Raw genomic sequence first — 13,253 nt, forward strand, 5'->3', positions numbered from 1 at the left:
TCTCCAGATAAAGACGGCATATAAAGGTCGAGGTTCGGTTGAAACACGCGGCAGCAGGAAGCTGCGAGCTAGCGTGTCACCCGAATCCGGCGCAGTGTTGCGAATCAACCTTGCGTGTAGACATTTAACCCCGCCGACGTATCTGCAATGTTTTCGCAAAGCCGTTTAATGCAACGGCGTTTATCTCGACACGGCGTGGATACACTGCGATACAAAAACCTCTGCGAATCGAATCAGCCGGCTACCGTATTCAACTCGCTGAACGACGGTCCGAGCGGCCGCACGCGCATGTCCGGGGCGAGATGTTCCCACGGCAGATCGGCCGGATCGGCGGCCATCGGGCCAGGCGCTTTGGCGACGAGAATCGCCTCGGCGATCGCTTCGAAATCCGCGCGAAAATGCACCGAACTCTTGTTGACGAGGATCTTCATTTGCTCCGGCTCGATGCCCGCCACGCGGAACAGGTTGCGGTCGAAGATCTGCATCTTCACGGAGCTCACGGCAATGCGCACGCCTTCTATCCGCAAGCAGGCGACCGGTCCCAATTCCCCTTCCATGCCGTTCAGCATCGGGCCGTCGAAGCGGAAGCGCCCGTCCGACAAGTGCTCGACTTCGAACTCGGCTTCGAGCGGCGAGTCGCCTTCCACACCGGAACCGCCGCCGAGCCGCAGCGCAATCTTCGCGCTGACACCCGCACGATGCGCCGCCGCCGCGGCCTGCGCGTCCCAGATCACGCCCACGGCCGCATCGGTCGCACCGTGGCGCAACAGCGCACGCACCATGCCCATGGTGTTCGAATCGCCGCCCACGCCGGGGTTGTCCTGCGTATCCGCGATGATGACCGGGCGCGTTGCGGACGCGCTCAGGCGGATCGCCTCGAGCGCGGCTTCATCGGGCGAGAGAAAGGGCACGTCCCAGCGCGCTTCTTCGCCGACGATCTTCGCGAACAAGGCATCGGCGGCTTGCGCGGCTGCTTCTTCGTCGAACGAATAGGCCCAGATCGTCGGGCCGCACTCGGGAAAATCCGCCGCCGGGAAACCCGGCGCGAACGACACCGAGACTACCGGCCGTTTCTCCAGCTCGGCGAGCATGCGATACATGTCGTTCGCGGGCTCGACGAGCGTGCACATGCCGTTCACCGGAATCAGGAAAGGAACGCGGCGCACCGCGCGATGCAACGGCCGCCGCTCGCGCATCAGGTCTTCGAGAATGCGCGCGGCGCGCTCGCCGGTTTCCGCCATGTCGACGTGCGGATACGTGCGATACGCGACGAGCGCGCTCGCGTGCGCGAACATGCGCGCGGTGACGTTCGCATGCAGATCGAGCGACACGACCACCGGCATCCGCTCGCCGACGACCCGCCGCACGCGCTCGAGCAACTCGCCCTCGCCATCGTCGTGTTGCTCGGTCACCATCGCGCCGTGCAGGTCGAGATAGATCGCATCGAAGCCGCCTTGTTCGACCGCCGCGATAATCTCGCCGCCGATGCGCTCGAAGGCGTCGGTGGTGACATGCGCCGACGCGCTCGCGCCCGCCCAGATCACCGGCTTCAACTCGCGGCCATTCGCTTCCATGACCTTGATGAAACCGCCGATCGGCACGTTGACGTCGCGCAGATTGAGCACGCTGGCGCCGCGCACCATCGGCGGGAATCCCTCGCCTTGAACGAAACTCTCGTACGATGCCTTGGTCGGCGCAAAGGTATTGGTTTCGTGCTGGAAACCGGCGATCAGGATTTTCATTGAAGTCACCTTGCTATGTTTGACTCGTGCGCGAACGCACTCGGGCGCATCCACGAATTAATTCGGATGCCTATTTGTCATGTCGTTAGAGATCTGAGCAAATACAGCTTCGAAGCAGCTATTCCTGCTTGAGCGTCAGCTTGCCCTTGAGGATGAGAACGGCGGCCAGCGCGGCCGCGCAAGCCATGACGAAGAGTCCCGCATGCATGCTGCCGGTCCCCGCCTTCGTCCAGCCGACTACTGCCGGGCCCCAGAAACCGCCCGACAATCCGACCGTATTGATGAGCGCGATTCCGCCCGCCGCGGCCGTTCCTTCGACGAGTTGCGACGGGATCGCCCAGAACACCGTGTAGGCCATCCACAGGCAAGCGGTGCCGAGCGTCAGCGCGACAAGCGTGAGCGGCAGATTGCCGTCGGCAAGGATCGCTGCGATCAGGAAGACCGCGGCGCCCAGTGCGGGAATCGCGAAGTGATAGCGTCGCTCGCCGAGCCGGTCGGAACTGCGGCCGGCGAGATACATGCAGACGGCCGCGGCCACATAAGGAATTGCCGTGTACCAGCCTAGCCGCAGCGTGTCTTTGACGCCCTGCTCCTTGAGCAGCGTCGGCAGCCAGAAACTGATCGCGTAGATCGGAAAAATGACGCTGAAGTAAGCCAGCGCAAGCACATACACGCGCGGGCTTTTCAGCACCGCCTTGAACGAATCCGCGCGATGCTGGGTCGGCGCGGTTTCGCCGTCGAGCAAGGCTCTTTCACGGTCGTTGAGCCAGCGTGCTTCGGCGGGCCGATCGGAGATCACGCGCAGCGTCAGCAGGCCGAGCACGATGCACGGCAAGCCTTCGACGAGAAACATCCACTGCCAGCCCGCGAGGCCGCCGACGCCGGCGAGATTCGTCATCAGCCACGCCGACACCGGGCCGCCGACAATGCCGCCCAGCGGTCCCGCGACGAACACGAGCGCAATGGCTCGCGCCATGCGCGCCGGTCCATACCAGCACGACAGGTAATAGATCATGCCCGGCGCAAAGCCCGCTTCGAATACGCCGAGCAGAAAGCGCATCGCGTAAAACGCCGGCACGCTGCGCACGAACAGCATGCACGCGGATGTGATGCCCCACAGCACCAGAATGCGGCTGAAGGTCTTGCGCGCGCCGACCTTCGGCAGCATCAGGTTGCTCGGCAATTCGAACAGCACGTAGCCGATGAAGAAGATGCCGGCGCCCACGCCGTACGCGGCGTCGGAGAAACCGAGGTCGGTCTGCATCTGCAATTTCGCGAAGCCGACGTTCACGCGATCCAGATACGCAAACATGTAGCAGGTCACCAGAAACGGCAGAAGCCGCCAGTTGAGCTTGCTGTACAGCGCGGCGGCGGGATCGCCGGCGGCCGATGGATGAATTGCTGACATGGTTGTCTCCGAATGTCTCACTGGACCCGTCGCAGGGGTTGAGTCGATGGTGGCAGCGCAAAAGTCGGCTAGCAAGAGCAACTAAGTTCACGTGTCGTTGCCTTTTAAGCAACGCAACGGCGATCGCCATGAAAACGCCAATGCGGCGTTAGGAGCGGTGAAATGCGAGAAATCAACCAGCAGCGTCTACGCTATTTCCATGAAGTGCTGACTCATGGCACCGTTCGCGGCGCGGCCGAGCACATCAACACGTCGCCGTCGGTCATTACGCGGCAGATCAAATTGCTCGAAGACGAACTTGGCGCCGTGCTGTTCGAGCGACAGGCGCGCGGCGTGAAGCCGACCGAAGCCGCGATGCATCTCCTCGAATTCTGGCGCGGCTATCGCTCGCAACAGGAGAAGCTCGAAGACCAGTTGCACGCGCTAAAAGGTCTGCGCACCGGGCAAATTCAACTGGCCGTCAGCGAAGGATTTGTCGATATCTTTGTGGACGATGTGCTGGCGCCGTTCTGCACGCGCTATCCCGGTCTCGAAGTCAGTATGACGATGCTGGCGGTGGACGCGTTGCTCGACGAGGTCGCGGAGAATCGCGCTCATATCGGGCTCGCCTATAACCCGCCGCCGCACGCGCGCATCGCATATCGAGCGAGTTCGGCGCAGCCGGTTGTGCTGTTGCTGAGAAAGGACCATCCATTAGCGAAACGGGGCGGCCCGGCGAGTCTCAATGACTTGCAGGCGTATCCGCTTGCGCTGATGCCATCCACGTTCGGCATCGGCCATGTCGTTTCGATGGCGCAGGTGGCCGCGAACGTGTCGATCCGCCCCACGCTCGTCACGAACTCGTTGAGCGCGCTGAAGCGCTTCGTCACCGCGGAAAACTTCATGACGCTGGTCGGAGAATTTGCCGCGTACCGCGAACTCGGAAGTGAGGAACTCACCACGGTTGCGGTCGCTCATCCGCTATTCGAGAGCGCGCAGGCGAGAGTGCTGGTCAAAGCGGACCGGCCGCTTGCCGCCGGGCCGCTGGAACTATTGAAATGGATCGAGGAACGCATGCCGATGTTCGCGCCGGTGAAACGGCCGGCGCGCCGGAAACCCATACGCTGAATCGAAACGCTGTGTTCGTTCAGCCTCCGCCTTGCTCGCGCAGCGTCAGTTTGCTGCTGACCGAGGTCACGCCTTGTACTTTCTTCGCGGCGTCTACTGCCAGACCTTCCTGATCGTCGCTCTCGATCTGTCCGGCCAGCGTCACGTGACCCGTCTTTGCGTTGCCGAACACGGCGATGGTTGTGTCTTCAAGACCCTTGGTCCGGAACAGGGCTTTCTGGACCGTCTTCGAAAATGTACGATTAGCTGCCCGAACTGATTTCTTGCTCGGCGCCGGGTTGCTGGGTGACACGCTGCTGGCGGACACGCTGCTGCCCGATGCCGCTGCTACGGCGTCCGCGGCGAATGCCGGCGTGTATGCGAATGCTGCTGCAGCTAACGCGAGGCCGCTGCTCACAACGAGATGTCGAAGTTTCATGATTGATCCTTTTGAGGTTGGAGAGAACAACGTTTTGGTTTTTTAGAACGATCACTGCAACTGGCTACGCTTGCGCCGTATAGACATTAGAAGCGCGGAATGTATCTGGTGTGTGTCGGCGACGTATCGGAACGTATCGCCCAGATACTGGCACGCGCGCGCCGCCATCACTGACACATTTTGTGCGCCGCATCCAACGCGCGAGCAAAAAGTATCAGCGCCTTCGACCTTTTGCAGTGGCCCGCACTCGACCGCGACTACTACAGTTCTCGTCACCGTACGTCTGCTCTGCTGCCAACCGCAGCGCCCGTATGGCGATGACAAGAACATTCCAAAATGCGGAGACGAGCATGAAAGCGATTCGATTGTTGACGGCCTGCACCGTGCTGGGCGCAGGCTTTCCCCTGCTGGCGGCGGCCCAGACCTGCAACGTTCCCGTGCTCAAGGTGCTCGCGCAAAAGAGCCTGGGCCTCACGGTCATGGAGAAGTCGCTGCCCGATTATCAGAAGCGCAGCGGCACCCGGATTGAAATCAATTACTTTGGCGAGAACGACCGTCGTTCGAAATCGCGGCTCGACGCGTCGACGGGTGCCGGTTCCTATCAGATCTACTACATCGACGAGGCGAACGTCGCCGAGTTCGCATCGGCGGGCTGGGTCGTGCCGCTTCTCAAGTACTACCCGAAAGACGCCGACTACGACGACTTTCTGCCCGGCCGCCGCGCGGTGGCAAGCTATAAGAACGTCGCGTATTTCGCTCCGCTGATCGGCGGCGGCGACTTTCTGTTTTACCGGCGCGACATCCTCGAGAAAGCGCATATACCCGTGCCGAAGACGCTCGACGAACTCGTCGCGGCCATCAAGAAGCTCAATGCACCGCCGAACATGTACGGCTGGGTCGCACGCGGTCAACGCGGCTCGGGCATGAACGTGTGGCGCTGGGCGCCCTTCATGCTCGCCGAGGGCGGCACATGGACCGGCAAGAACCAGGCGCCGGACTTCAATTCGCCGGCCGCGGTGAAAGCCACGCTGCTCTATCGCGACCTCTTCAAATATGCGCCTCCGGGCGCGGCGACCTACGACTGGAGCAACGCGCTCGAAGCGTTCCGTTCCGGCAAGGTCGCCTTCATGATCGAATCGACGCCGTTCGCCGACTGGATGGAAGACCCCACGAAATCCAGTGTGGCCGACAAGGTCGGCTACGTCAGGCCGCCCTCACCCTTGCCCTCCGCTGCCTATGGCCACGGTCTCGCGATTTCTTCTGTCGGCGCAAAGGACGAATGCACGCGCCAGGCGGCCGGCAAATTCATTGCGTGGGCGACGGGCAAGGACCAGGAGCAGGCGCGCCTGCGCGAGAACGTCTTTAGCGACTACAACCGCACGAGCACGATCAAAAGCGATTACTTCCAGAAGCATGTGAAGCCGCAGATCCTCGCCGGACTGAACGACACGAATCCGGTGACGAAGGTCACGATCTGGTCGAGTCCGCAATGGCCGGACATCGGCGACAACCTGGGCATCGCGCTCGAAGAAGTATTCACGGGCACGCAACCGGACGCTCAGGCAAGCCTCAACGACGCCGTTCAGTATGCCGAGGACGCGATGCAACACGGCGCGAAGAAGTAACGCCGACGCCACGCTGTTGGAGACGTCAATGTTCAATCGGGGCAAAACCAGCCTTCCGTTCGTGTTCCTTGGACCGCCTCTTGCCGTGATGGCGGTCCTCGGTCTCGTTCCTACCATCGCGGCCATCAATCTCGCGTTGAAGAACCGCGTGCTGCGCTACGCCGATAGCGACTACGTGTGGCTGCGCAATTTCGCGCGCCTGTTTTCGGACAGGCGCTTTGTCAACGCCATCGAAGTGTCGGCGATCTGGGAAATCGTCACCGTGCTGGGCGCGGTCGTGGTGGGCGTGGTGATCGCCATCTATCTGTTCGAGCAGGTGCATGGCCGCATGCGCGCCGTGATTTCGTTATTGCTGATCGTGCCGGTGCTGCTGCCGCGCGTGTCGGCGGCCTTCATCTGGAAGTTCATGTATTCGCCGCTGACCGGCATTCTTAGCTGGTTTCTCGGCTTGCTGGGCGTCGAGAACACCGCGTTTCTGTCCGATCCGCATCTTGCGTTGTATGCGGTGGCGCTAGTCGATATCTGGCAATGGGGGCTGTTCTTCGCCGTGGTCGTATTGAAACTGCTCGAGACGCTGCCGCCCGAGCCGCTAGAAGCTGCGCGGCTCGACTATGCGCGCACCTGGCAGGTCTATGCGTACATCGCGCTGCCGATGCTGAAGGTGCCGATCATGAGCCTCGTGTTCATCAAGATGGTCGAATCGCTGCGCTCGTTCGATCTCGTCTATGTGATGACCAAGGGCGGACCCGGCATCACCACGGAAACGCTGGACATGTATGCGTATTCGCAAGGCATCGGCTTGTCGGGCAAAGTCTCGTATGCGTCGAGTATGGCCGTCCTGATGATGGTCGCGACCACGCTCATCTTCACTTTCATCTGGAAGCGGGTGAACAAATGGGAAGACTGATTTCGCGCAGCGCCGCGTGGTCGTTCGGCGTGGCGCTCGCGCTCGTTGCCGTCTTTCCGGTGTTATGGGCTTTCCTCAATTCGTTGAAGAGCCTGCTCGCTATCGTCACGCCGACGCCGCGCTTTATCTTCTCGCCGACGCTCGAGAACTACCGGCAAGTCGTGTCGAGTCCCGAGGTGCTGATCGGACTCGGCAATAGCCTGTCTATCGTGGGCTTTGCCGTCATGCTCGGCGCGCTGCTCGGCGTACCGGCCGCGTATGTCATCGCTCGCTATCACGTACCGGGAAAGCGCGACATCCAGTTCTTTCTGCTGTCGCTGCGATTCCTGCCGCCTGTGGCCGTCGCAATTCCGCTGATCGCTATCTGGGTCGACCTCGGTCTGTACGACACGAAGTTGTCGATGGTGGTCACGTATCTGCTCGTCACGCTATCGACCATCACATGGCTGTCCATTCCGGTCTTCCAGCGTCTGCCGCGCGAAGTGGAAGAGGCCGCCACGCTCGACGGCTACGGCCCCTACGCGGTGTTCTGGCGGATCGCCTTGCCGATCAGCGCGACCACGTTGATGGGCGGCATCGTGTTCAGCTTCGTGCTGGTGTGGAACGAACTGATGATCGCGCTCGCCCTCACGTCGTCGAGAAGCGCCACGCTGCCGGTCGTCGCATCCGCGTTCACGTCGCTCGGACAGGAAGTGCCGTGGGGCGTGATCAACGCGTCGACGGTGCTGCTCGCGCTGCCTCCGATTATTTTTGTCGGCGTACTCGGCCGGCTGTTGAACTCAATGCTCAAAGGCAAGTAAGGAGACTCTTTTGAAAGCCCTCGTACTCGAAGAAGCACGGCAACTCGCGCTGCGCGATATCGACCTGCCGCTCGAAGTCGGTCCGCGCGATGTCAAGATCAAGATTCATACGGTGGGCGTGTGCGGAAGCGACGTGCATTACTACACGCACGGACGTATCGGTCCGTTCAAGGTCGACGCGCCGATGGTGCTCGGCCACGAAGCATCCGGCACGGTAGTCGAAACCGGAAGCGAGGTGACGCATCTGCGCGTCGGCGACCGCGTCTGCATGGAACCGGGCGTTCCGCAATTCGACTCGCCCGCCACCATGCGCGGCCTGTACAACCTGGACCCCGCCGTGCGCTTCTGGGCCACGCCGCCCATTCATGGCTGCTTGACGCCGTATGTCGTGCATCCGGCCGCTTTTACGTTCCGGCTTCCAGACAATGTGTCGTTCGCGGAAGGCGCGATTGTCGAGCCGCTCTCGATCGGCCTGCAAGCCGCGAAGAAGGCTTCGATGAAACCGGGCGATGTCGCCGTGGTCATCGGCGCGGGGACGATCGGCGCGATGACCGCGCTCGCCGCGCTCGCAGGCGGCGCGTCGCGCGTGATTCTCGCCGATGTCATCAAGGAAAAGCTCGCGCTGTTCGCCGGCAATCCCGCGGTGACGACCGTCGATGTACGCGAGCAGCGGCTCGCCGATGTGGTTCGCGAAGTCACCACAAACTGGGGCGCCGATGTGGTATTCGAGGCGAGCGGCAACGCGCGCGTCTACGACGACCTGTTCGATCTGCTGTGTCCCGGCGGCTGCGCGGTGCTCGTCGGAATGCCGGTGGATCGCGTGCCGCTGGATGTCGTCGCGATGCAGGCGAAGGAGGCGCGCCTCGAATCGGTGTTCCGTTATGCGAATGTGTTTGCGCGCGCTCTCGCATTGATCAGCTCGGGCATGATCGACGTGAAGCCGTTCATCTCGCGCAAGTTCGCTTTCGCCGACGGCCTGAAGGCATTCGAGGAAGCGGCGGCAGCGCGCCCGCACGATGTGAAGATCCAGATAGAGATGGACTGAGTCATGGCGAAGATCGTTTGCAAGGGCCTTACCAAGCGTTATGACGGCGGACCGCCGGTGCTGCATCCGCTCGACATGGAAATCGACGACGGCGAGTTCGTCGTGCTGCTCGGGCCATCCGGCTGCGGCAAGTCCACGATGCTGCGCATGATCGCGGGTCTCGAAGGCATCAGCGGCGGCGACCTGGCGATCGGCGACAAGGTCGTGAACGATCTGCCGGCGCGCGAGCGCAACGTCGCAATGGTGTTCCAGAACTACGCGCTGTATCCGCACATGACCGTGTATGAGAACGTCGCGTTCGGCTTGCGGCGGCTGAAGGTGCCGGCGGCGGAGATCGACCGCCGCGTGCGCGAAGTCGCCGCGATGCTGAATCTCGATGCCTTGCTCGACCGCAAGCCACGCGCGATGTCGGGTGGTCAGCAGCAGCGCGCCGCCATCGCACGGGCCATGATCAAGACGCCTGAAGTGTTTTTATTCGACGAGCCGCTGTCCAATCTCGACGCGAAACTACGTGCGCAGTTGCGCGGCGACATCAAGCGCTTGCATCAGCGGCTGAAGACCACAACGGTGTATGTGACGCACGACCAGCTCGAAGCCATGACGCTCGCCGACCGCGTGATCCTGATGCGAGGCGGACGTATCGAGCAGGCCGGCACACCGTCCGATCTCTACCACTTTCCGCATACGCTGTTCGCTGCGGGCTTCATCGGCACACCCGCGATGAACTTCATGTCCGGGACCATTGAACGCACCGGCGACACCTGTTTCGTTCAGGTGCAAGGTCAGCGCTGGGCGCTTGCCGGGCCGCGCTTTGCGAAGTTGCAGTCGGGCCAGGCGGTCAAGCTCGCGATCAGGCCGAACTATCTGAAGGTCGCCTCCGCGGACGACGACATCGCGATGCTCAAGCTGCGCGGCAAAGTGGAACTGATCGAACTGCTGGGCGCGGAGGCGCTCGTCACGCTCGAATTCGCCGGCGAACGGCTTGCGGCTCTTGTGCCGGCGAGTGAATTGCCGGCGCTGGATAGCGTGGTAACGTTTCAGTTCAAACTAGCCGACCTGCACGTTTTCGACGCGCAGACGGAGCAGAATGTGTCCTTGCCCGTTGCTCACATGAGAGCGACATCGCCGGTTGATCCGCTGCATCGGACCACGGGCGTGCAAGGAGCGGCTGTACATTGACGCAATAAGACGCGGCCCCGAGACAGCCGCCAAGGAGAAGCGCGATGAATCCGGACCTCGAACTGGTGCACACGCGGCGCGACGAGTCGTTCCGCGCCTGGGTGCATGACTATCCGCACACGGTGGCGAAGTGGCACTTTCATCCGGAGTACGAGATTCACGTCATACGCGCGTCGTCGGGCAAGTTCTTTGTTGGCGACTTTATCGGCGACTTTGCGCCAGGCAATCTTGTGATCACCGGGCCGAATCTGCCGCACAACTGGATCAGCGAAATCGGCGAACGCCAAACGGTGCCCTCGCGTGATGTTGTGCTGCAGTTTTCGCGCGATGCGATCGAACGCATGGCGGCCGCGTTCAATGAATTGCACTCCATTGTCAGTCTCGTCGACGACGCCGCGCGCGGCATCCAGTTTCCCGATGCCGTGGGTCTCGCCATCGCGCCGATGATGATGGAACTCGCCGCGTCGCACGGCTGCCGCCGCGTCGAACTATTGATGTCGATCTTCGACAGGTTGTCGTCGTGCAACGAGCGCACCTTGCTCGCAGGGCCCGCCTACGACGTCAACGCGCATCGCTACATGCAGTCCACGATCAACCAGGTGCTGTCGTACATTCAGCAGAATCTTCCGGGCACTTTGCGCGAGGCCGACGTTGCCGAACTCGCCGGCATGAGCGTGAGTACCTTCACTCGCTTTTTCCGCCGTCATACGGGGTGCACATTCGTGCAGTACCTGAACCGTTTGCGCATCAACGAGGCGTGCGAACTGCTGATGTGTTCGACGCTTAGCGTGACGGACATCTGCTATCGCGTCGGCTTTAACAACCTGTCGAATTTCAATCGCCAGTTTCTTTCGACGAAGGGGATGCCGCCGTCGAAGTTTCGCGCGCTGCATCAACTGAACGAACACGTGAACGAACACATCAACGAACACATGATCGCGGCCTGACGTCTTGCCTCGGCAACACACGACGGCCGCCACAACCGGGACGACACTCTTGACTTTCCTTGGAATCGACCTTGGGACATCCGAGGTCAAGGTACTGCTCACCGACGACGAATCGCAAACGCTGGCCACCGGCAGCGCACGGCTCGAAGTCGAAAAACTCCATGCTCACTGGTCCGAACAGAGCCCGCAGTCGTGGTGGCATGCCACGCTCGATGCCATCGCGCAGGTGCGGGCGTCGAATCCGGCGGGCTTCGCGGCGCTGCGCGGCATCGGCTTGTCCGGCCAGATGCATGGCGCGACGCTGCTCGATCGCGCGGGCCAGGTGCTGCGTCCAGCGATTCTCTGGAACGACACGCGCGCGGCTGCGGAATGCGTCGAACTCGAAGCGCTGGTGCCCGAATCGCGCTCGATCACCGGCAACCTCGCCATGCCGGGCTTCACCGCGCCGAAGCTTCTGTGGCTGTCCAAGTACGAGCCGGCCGTGTTCCGCGCAGCGCACAAGGTGCTGTTGCCGAAAGACTATCTCGCGTGGCGGCTCACGGGAGAGTTCGTCTCGGACATGTCGGATGCGTCGGGCACGCTATGGCTCGACGTGGCGAAGCGCGACTGGTCGGACAGAATGCTTCACGCCACCGGGCTTTCGCGTGAACATATGCCGAGGCTCGTCGAGGGCAGCGACGCAGCGGCACAGTTGAACGATACGTTGCGGCGCGAATGGGGCATCGCGAACCCGGTGCTGCTGTGCGGCGGTGCGGGCGACAACGCGGCGAGTGCGATCGGCATGGGCGTCGCCGAAGCCGGTAGCGCGTTCTTGTCGTTGGGTACATCGGGCGTTCTGTTTGCGGGCACCGACCGCTTTGCGCCGAATCCCGCGCAGGCGGTACACGCGTTCTGCCATTGCTTGCCGGACCGCTGGCATCAGATGAGCGTGATCTTGTCGGCGGCTTCGAGTCTCTCATGGTTGTCCGGCGTGCTGAAGACCGACGTCGCCGAGCTTGCGGCCTCGGCCGAAACCGCCGATGTACGCAGCGCACCGCTGTTCCTGCCGTATCTGAGCGGCGAGCGCACGCCGCACAACGACGCGAACGCGAAGGGCGTGTTCTGGGGACTCACCGGCGCTCACACGAACGCCGACCTCGCGTACGGCGTGATGGAAGGCGTGGCCTTCGCGATGGCCGACGGTTATGCGGCGCTACAGGGCGCGGGGACCACGCTGGACACCGCGTCGTTCATCGGCGGCGGCTCGCGTAGCCGCTTCTGGGCCCAGCTTTGTGCAACCGCTACGGGCGTTGCCATGCGCCGTCACCAGGGCGGCGATGTCGGCGGAGCGTTGGGCGCCGCGCGGCTTGCGCGTCTGGCCGTGACGAAGGAGAGCGTCGCGCAGGTGTGTACATCGCCGGCGACGATCGAAGTATGCGCGCCTGACGCGGCGCAACGAGGCTTAATCGAAGAGCGGCTTGCGCGGTATCGCAGGATCTATGCGGCGCTTAAGGACGAGTTCTCCCGATAGCGGTTCGTTACGTTCCAAGTCGCTCAATGTTTCGACAACGCAACCGCGCTTCAATGACCGAGGCGCGGCTGCGGTATTCCACATGGCAAGGGTTCCTGCCTACACCACACCGTTGACCCAACGCGGGCCACGGCTAAAGACTCCTGTCACCGAACGCCGCGAGAAGCATCGCGGCCTCCTCGCGAAGCTCCGCACACTGCCGCACCGCGTCGTCAGCGGGGTTCGCTCTTCCGATCGCGTCGAAAGCGGCCATCGCTACGCACAGTTCGTGGAGCAGGTCATCGGTTATGAAGGGGAGTTCGGAATCCATGCCCGCATTAACGACATTCCAACGGCCGACTTTAACGGCTAACTAGCCGGGCGCGTTTTTTCGGCGATATCCGCATTGCATGGGTGTCGCACACCGCTCCGCTAGAATGCGGGGGAACCCCACATGTAAAACCGGCGCTCTCCCCTGGTCGGTGAGCCGATCGATCGGCTCACCGACCAGGGCAAACCCGGCATCAAGGAAATCGCATCGATGTTCGGCATTCACCGGTCCACTCTTTTTCGTCTCCCGGGTCAG

The 13,253-nt window shown here is 62.2% G+C and carries 12 protein-coding genes; 9 read left to right on the forward strand and 3 right to left on the reverse strand.

The features are described 5' to 3' along the window. Nucleotides 1–233 precede the first annotated feature (233 nt). The gene (locus AB6809_RS02565) at nt 234–1,742 is read right to left on the reverse strand and encodes a M81 family metallopeptidase (RefSeq protein WP_029966939.1); all 1,509 of its coding nucleotides are present in this window, start codon (nt 1,740–1,742) and stop codon (nt 234–236) included. A 118-nt stretch (nt 1,743–1,860) separates the two neighbouring features. After that, on the reverse strand, nt 1,861–3,150 hold the full coding sequence (locus AB6809_RS02570) for an MFS transporter (RefSeq protein ID WP_107706968.1): 1,290 nt from the start codon (nt 3,148–3,150) through the stop codon (nt 1,861–1,863). Nucleotides 3,151–3,312: 162 nt separating this feature from the next. Here AB6809_RS02570 and AB6809_RS02575 point away from each other — a divergent pair, with 162 nt between their 5' ends. Next, entirely contained in the window at nt 3,313–4,257 is a 945-nt protein-coding gene (locus AB6809_RS02575; protein ID WP_029966941.1) for a LysR family transcriptional regulator, read from the forward strand. Nucleotides 4,258–4,276: 19 nt separating this feature from the next. Here the strand turns inward: AB6809_RS02575 and AB6809_RS02580 are convergent, their stop codons facing one another. Beyond that, nucleotides 4,277–4,675, reverse strand: coding sequence for a BON domain-containing protein (locus tag AB6809_RS02580; protein WP_006047170.1), 399 nt, complete (start codon nt 4,673–4,675; stop codon nt 4,277–4,279). Nucleotides 4,676–5,025: 350 nt separating this feature from the next. Between AB6809_RS02580 and AB6809_RS02585 the strand changes: the two genes are divergently transcribed. From AB6809_RS02585 to AB6809_RS02620, 8 genes are all read left to right on the forward strand, one after another. Continuing rightward, on the forward strand, nt 5,026–6,300 hold the full coding sequence (locus tag AB6809_RS02585; protein WP_029966943.1) for a sugar ABC transporter substrate-binding protein: 1,275 nt from the start codon (nt 5,026–5,028) through the stop codon (nt 6,298–6,300). A 28-nt stretch (nt 6,301–6,328) separates the two neighbouring features. Continuing rightward, nucleotides 6,329–7,207, forward strand: coding sequence for a carbohydrate ABC transporter permease (locus tag AB6809_RS02590; RefSeq protein ID WP_006047172.1), 879 nt, complete (start codon nt 6,329–6,331; stop codon nt 7,205–7,207). Further along, nucleotides 7,195–8,007 carry a carbohydrate ABC transporter permease gene (locus tag AB6809_RS02595; protein ID WP_029966944.1) on the forward strand — a complete coding sequence of 271 codons (813 nt, stop codon included), beginning with the start codon at nt 7,195–7,197 and terminating at the stop codon, nt 8,005–8,007. The genes AB6809_RS02590 and AB6809_RS02595 overlap by 13 nt, the downstream gene beginning before the upstream one ends. A 10-nt stretch (nt 8,008–8,017) precedes the next feature. Then, the gene (locus AB6809_RS02600; RefSeq protein ID WP_029966947.1) at nt 8,018–9,052 is read left to right on the forward strand and encodes an NAD(P)-dependent alcohol dehydrogenase; all 1,035 of its coding nucleotides are present in this window, start codon (nt 8,018–8,020) and stop codon (nt 9,050–9,052) included. A gap of 3 nt (nt 9,053–9,055) precedes the next feature. Beyond that, the gene (locus tag AB6809_RS02605; RefSeq protein WP_029966949.1) at nt 9,056–10,231 is read left to right on the forward strand and encodes an ABC transporter ATP-binding protein; all 1,176 of its coding nucleotides are present in this window, start codon (nt 9,056–9,058) and stop codon (nt 10,229–10,231) included. A gap of 44 nt (nt 10,232–10,275) precedes the next feature. Further along, nucleotides 10,276–11,178, forward strand: coding sequence for an AraC family transcriptional regulator (locus AB6809_RS02610; protein WP_029966950.1), 903 nt, complete (start codon nt 10,276–10,278; stop codon nt 11,176–11,178). 49 nt (nt 11,179–11,227) lie between these two features. After that, entirely contained in the window at nt 11,228–12,688 is a 1,461-nt protein-coding gene (gene xylB, locus AB6809_RS02615; protein ID WP_029966952.1) for a xylulokinase, read from the forward strand. 82 nt (nt 12,689–12,770) lie between these two features. Then, complete coding sequence (locus AB6809_RS02620; protein ID WP_307260189.1) at nt 12,771–13,040, forward strand: hypothetical protein; 270 nt, start codon at nt 12,771–12,773, stop codon at nt 13,038–13,040. Nucleotides 13,041–13,253: the final 213 nt, after the last annotated feature.

The organism is Paraburkholderia sp. RCC_158 (assembly GCF_041355255.1).
GTDB classification, from domain to species: Bacteria; Pseudomonadota; Gammaproteobacteria; order Burkholderiales; family Burkholderiaceae; genus Paraburkholderia; species Paraburkholderia graminis.

What these genes read in the sequence shown, in the direction of transcription:
- AB6809_RS02565 (WP_029966939.1), bottom strand. Translation starts at nt 1,742, where the DNA reads ATGAAAATCCTGATCGCCGGTTTCCAGCACGAAACCAATACCTTTGCG.
- AB6809_RS02570 (WP_107706968.1), bottom strand. Translation starts at nt 3,150, where the DNA reads ATGTCAGCAATTCATCCATCGGCCGCCGGCGATCCCGCCGCCGCGCTG.
- AB6809_RS02575 (WP_029966941.1), top strand. Translation starts at nt 3,313, where the DNA reads ATGCGAGAAATCAACCAGCAGCGTCTACGCTATTTCCATGAAGTGCTG.
- AB6809_RS02580 (WP_006047170.1), bottom strand. Translation starts at nt 4,675, where the DNA reads ATGAAACTTCGACATCTCGTTGTGAGCAGCGGCCTCGCGTTAGCTGCA.
- AB6809_RS02585 (WP_029966943.1), top strand. Translation starts at nt 5,026, where the DNA reads ATGAAAGCGATTCGATTGTTGACGGCCTGCACCGTGCTGGGCGCAGGC.
- AB6809_RS02590 (WP_006047172.1), top strand. Translation starts at nt 6,329, where the DNA reads ATGTTCAATCGGGGCAAAACCAGCCTTCCGTTCGTGTTCCTTGGACCG.
- AB6809_RS02595 (WP_029966944.1), top strand. Translation starts at nt 7,195, where the DNA reads ATGGGAAGACTGATTTCGCGCAGCGCCGCGTGGTCGTTCGGCGTGGCG.
- AB6809_RS02605 (WP_029966949.1), top strand. Translation starts at nt 9,056, where the DNA reads ATGGCGAAGATCGTTTGCAAGGGCCTTACCAAGCGTTATGACGGCGGA.
- AB6809_RS02610 (WP_029966950.1), top strand. Translation starts at nt 10,276, where the DNA reads ATGAATCCGGACCTCGAACTGGTGCACACGCGGCGCGACGAGTCGTTC.
- AB6809_RS02620 (WP_307260189.1), top strand. Translation starts at nt 12,771, where the DNA reads ATGGCAAGGGTTCCTGCCTACACCACACCGTTGACCCAACGCGGGCCA.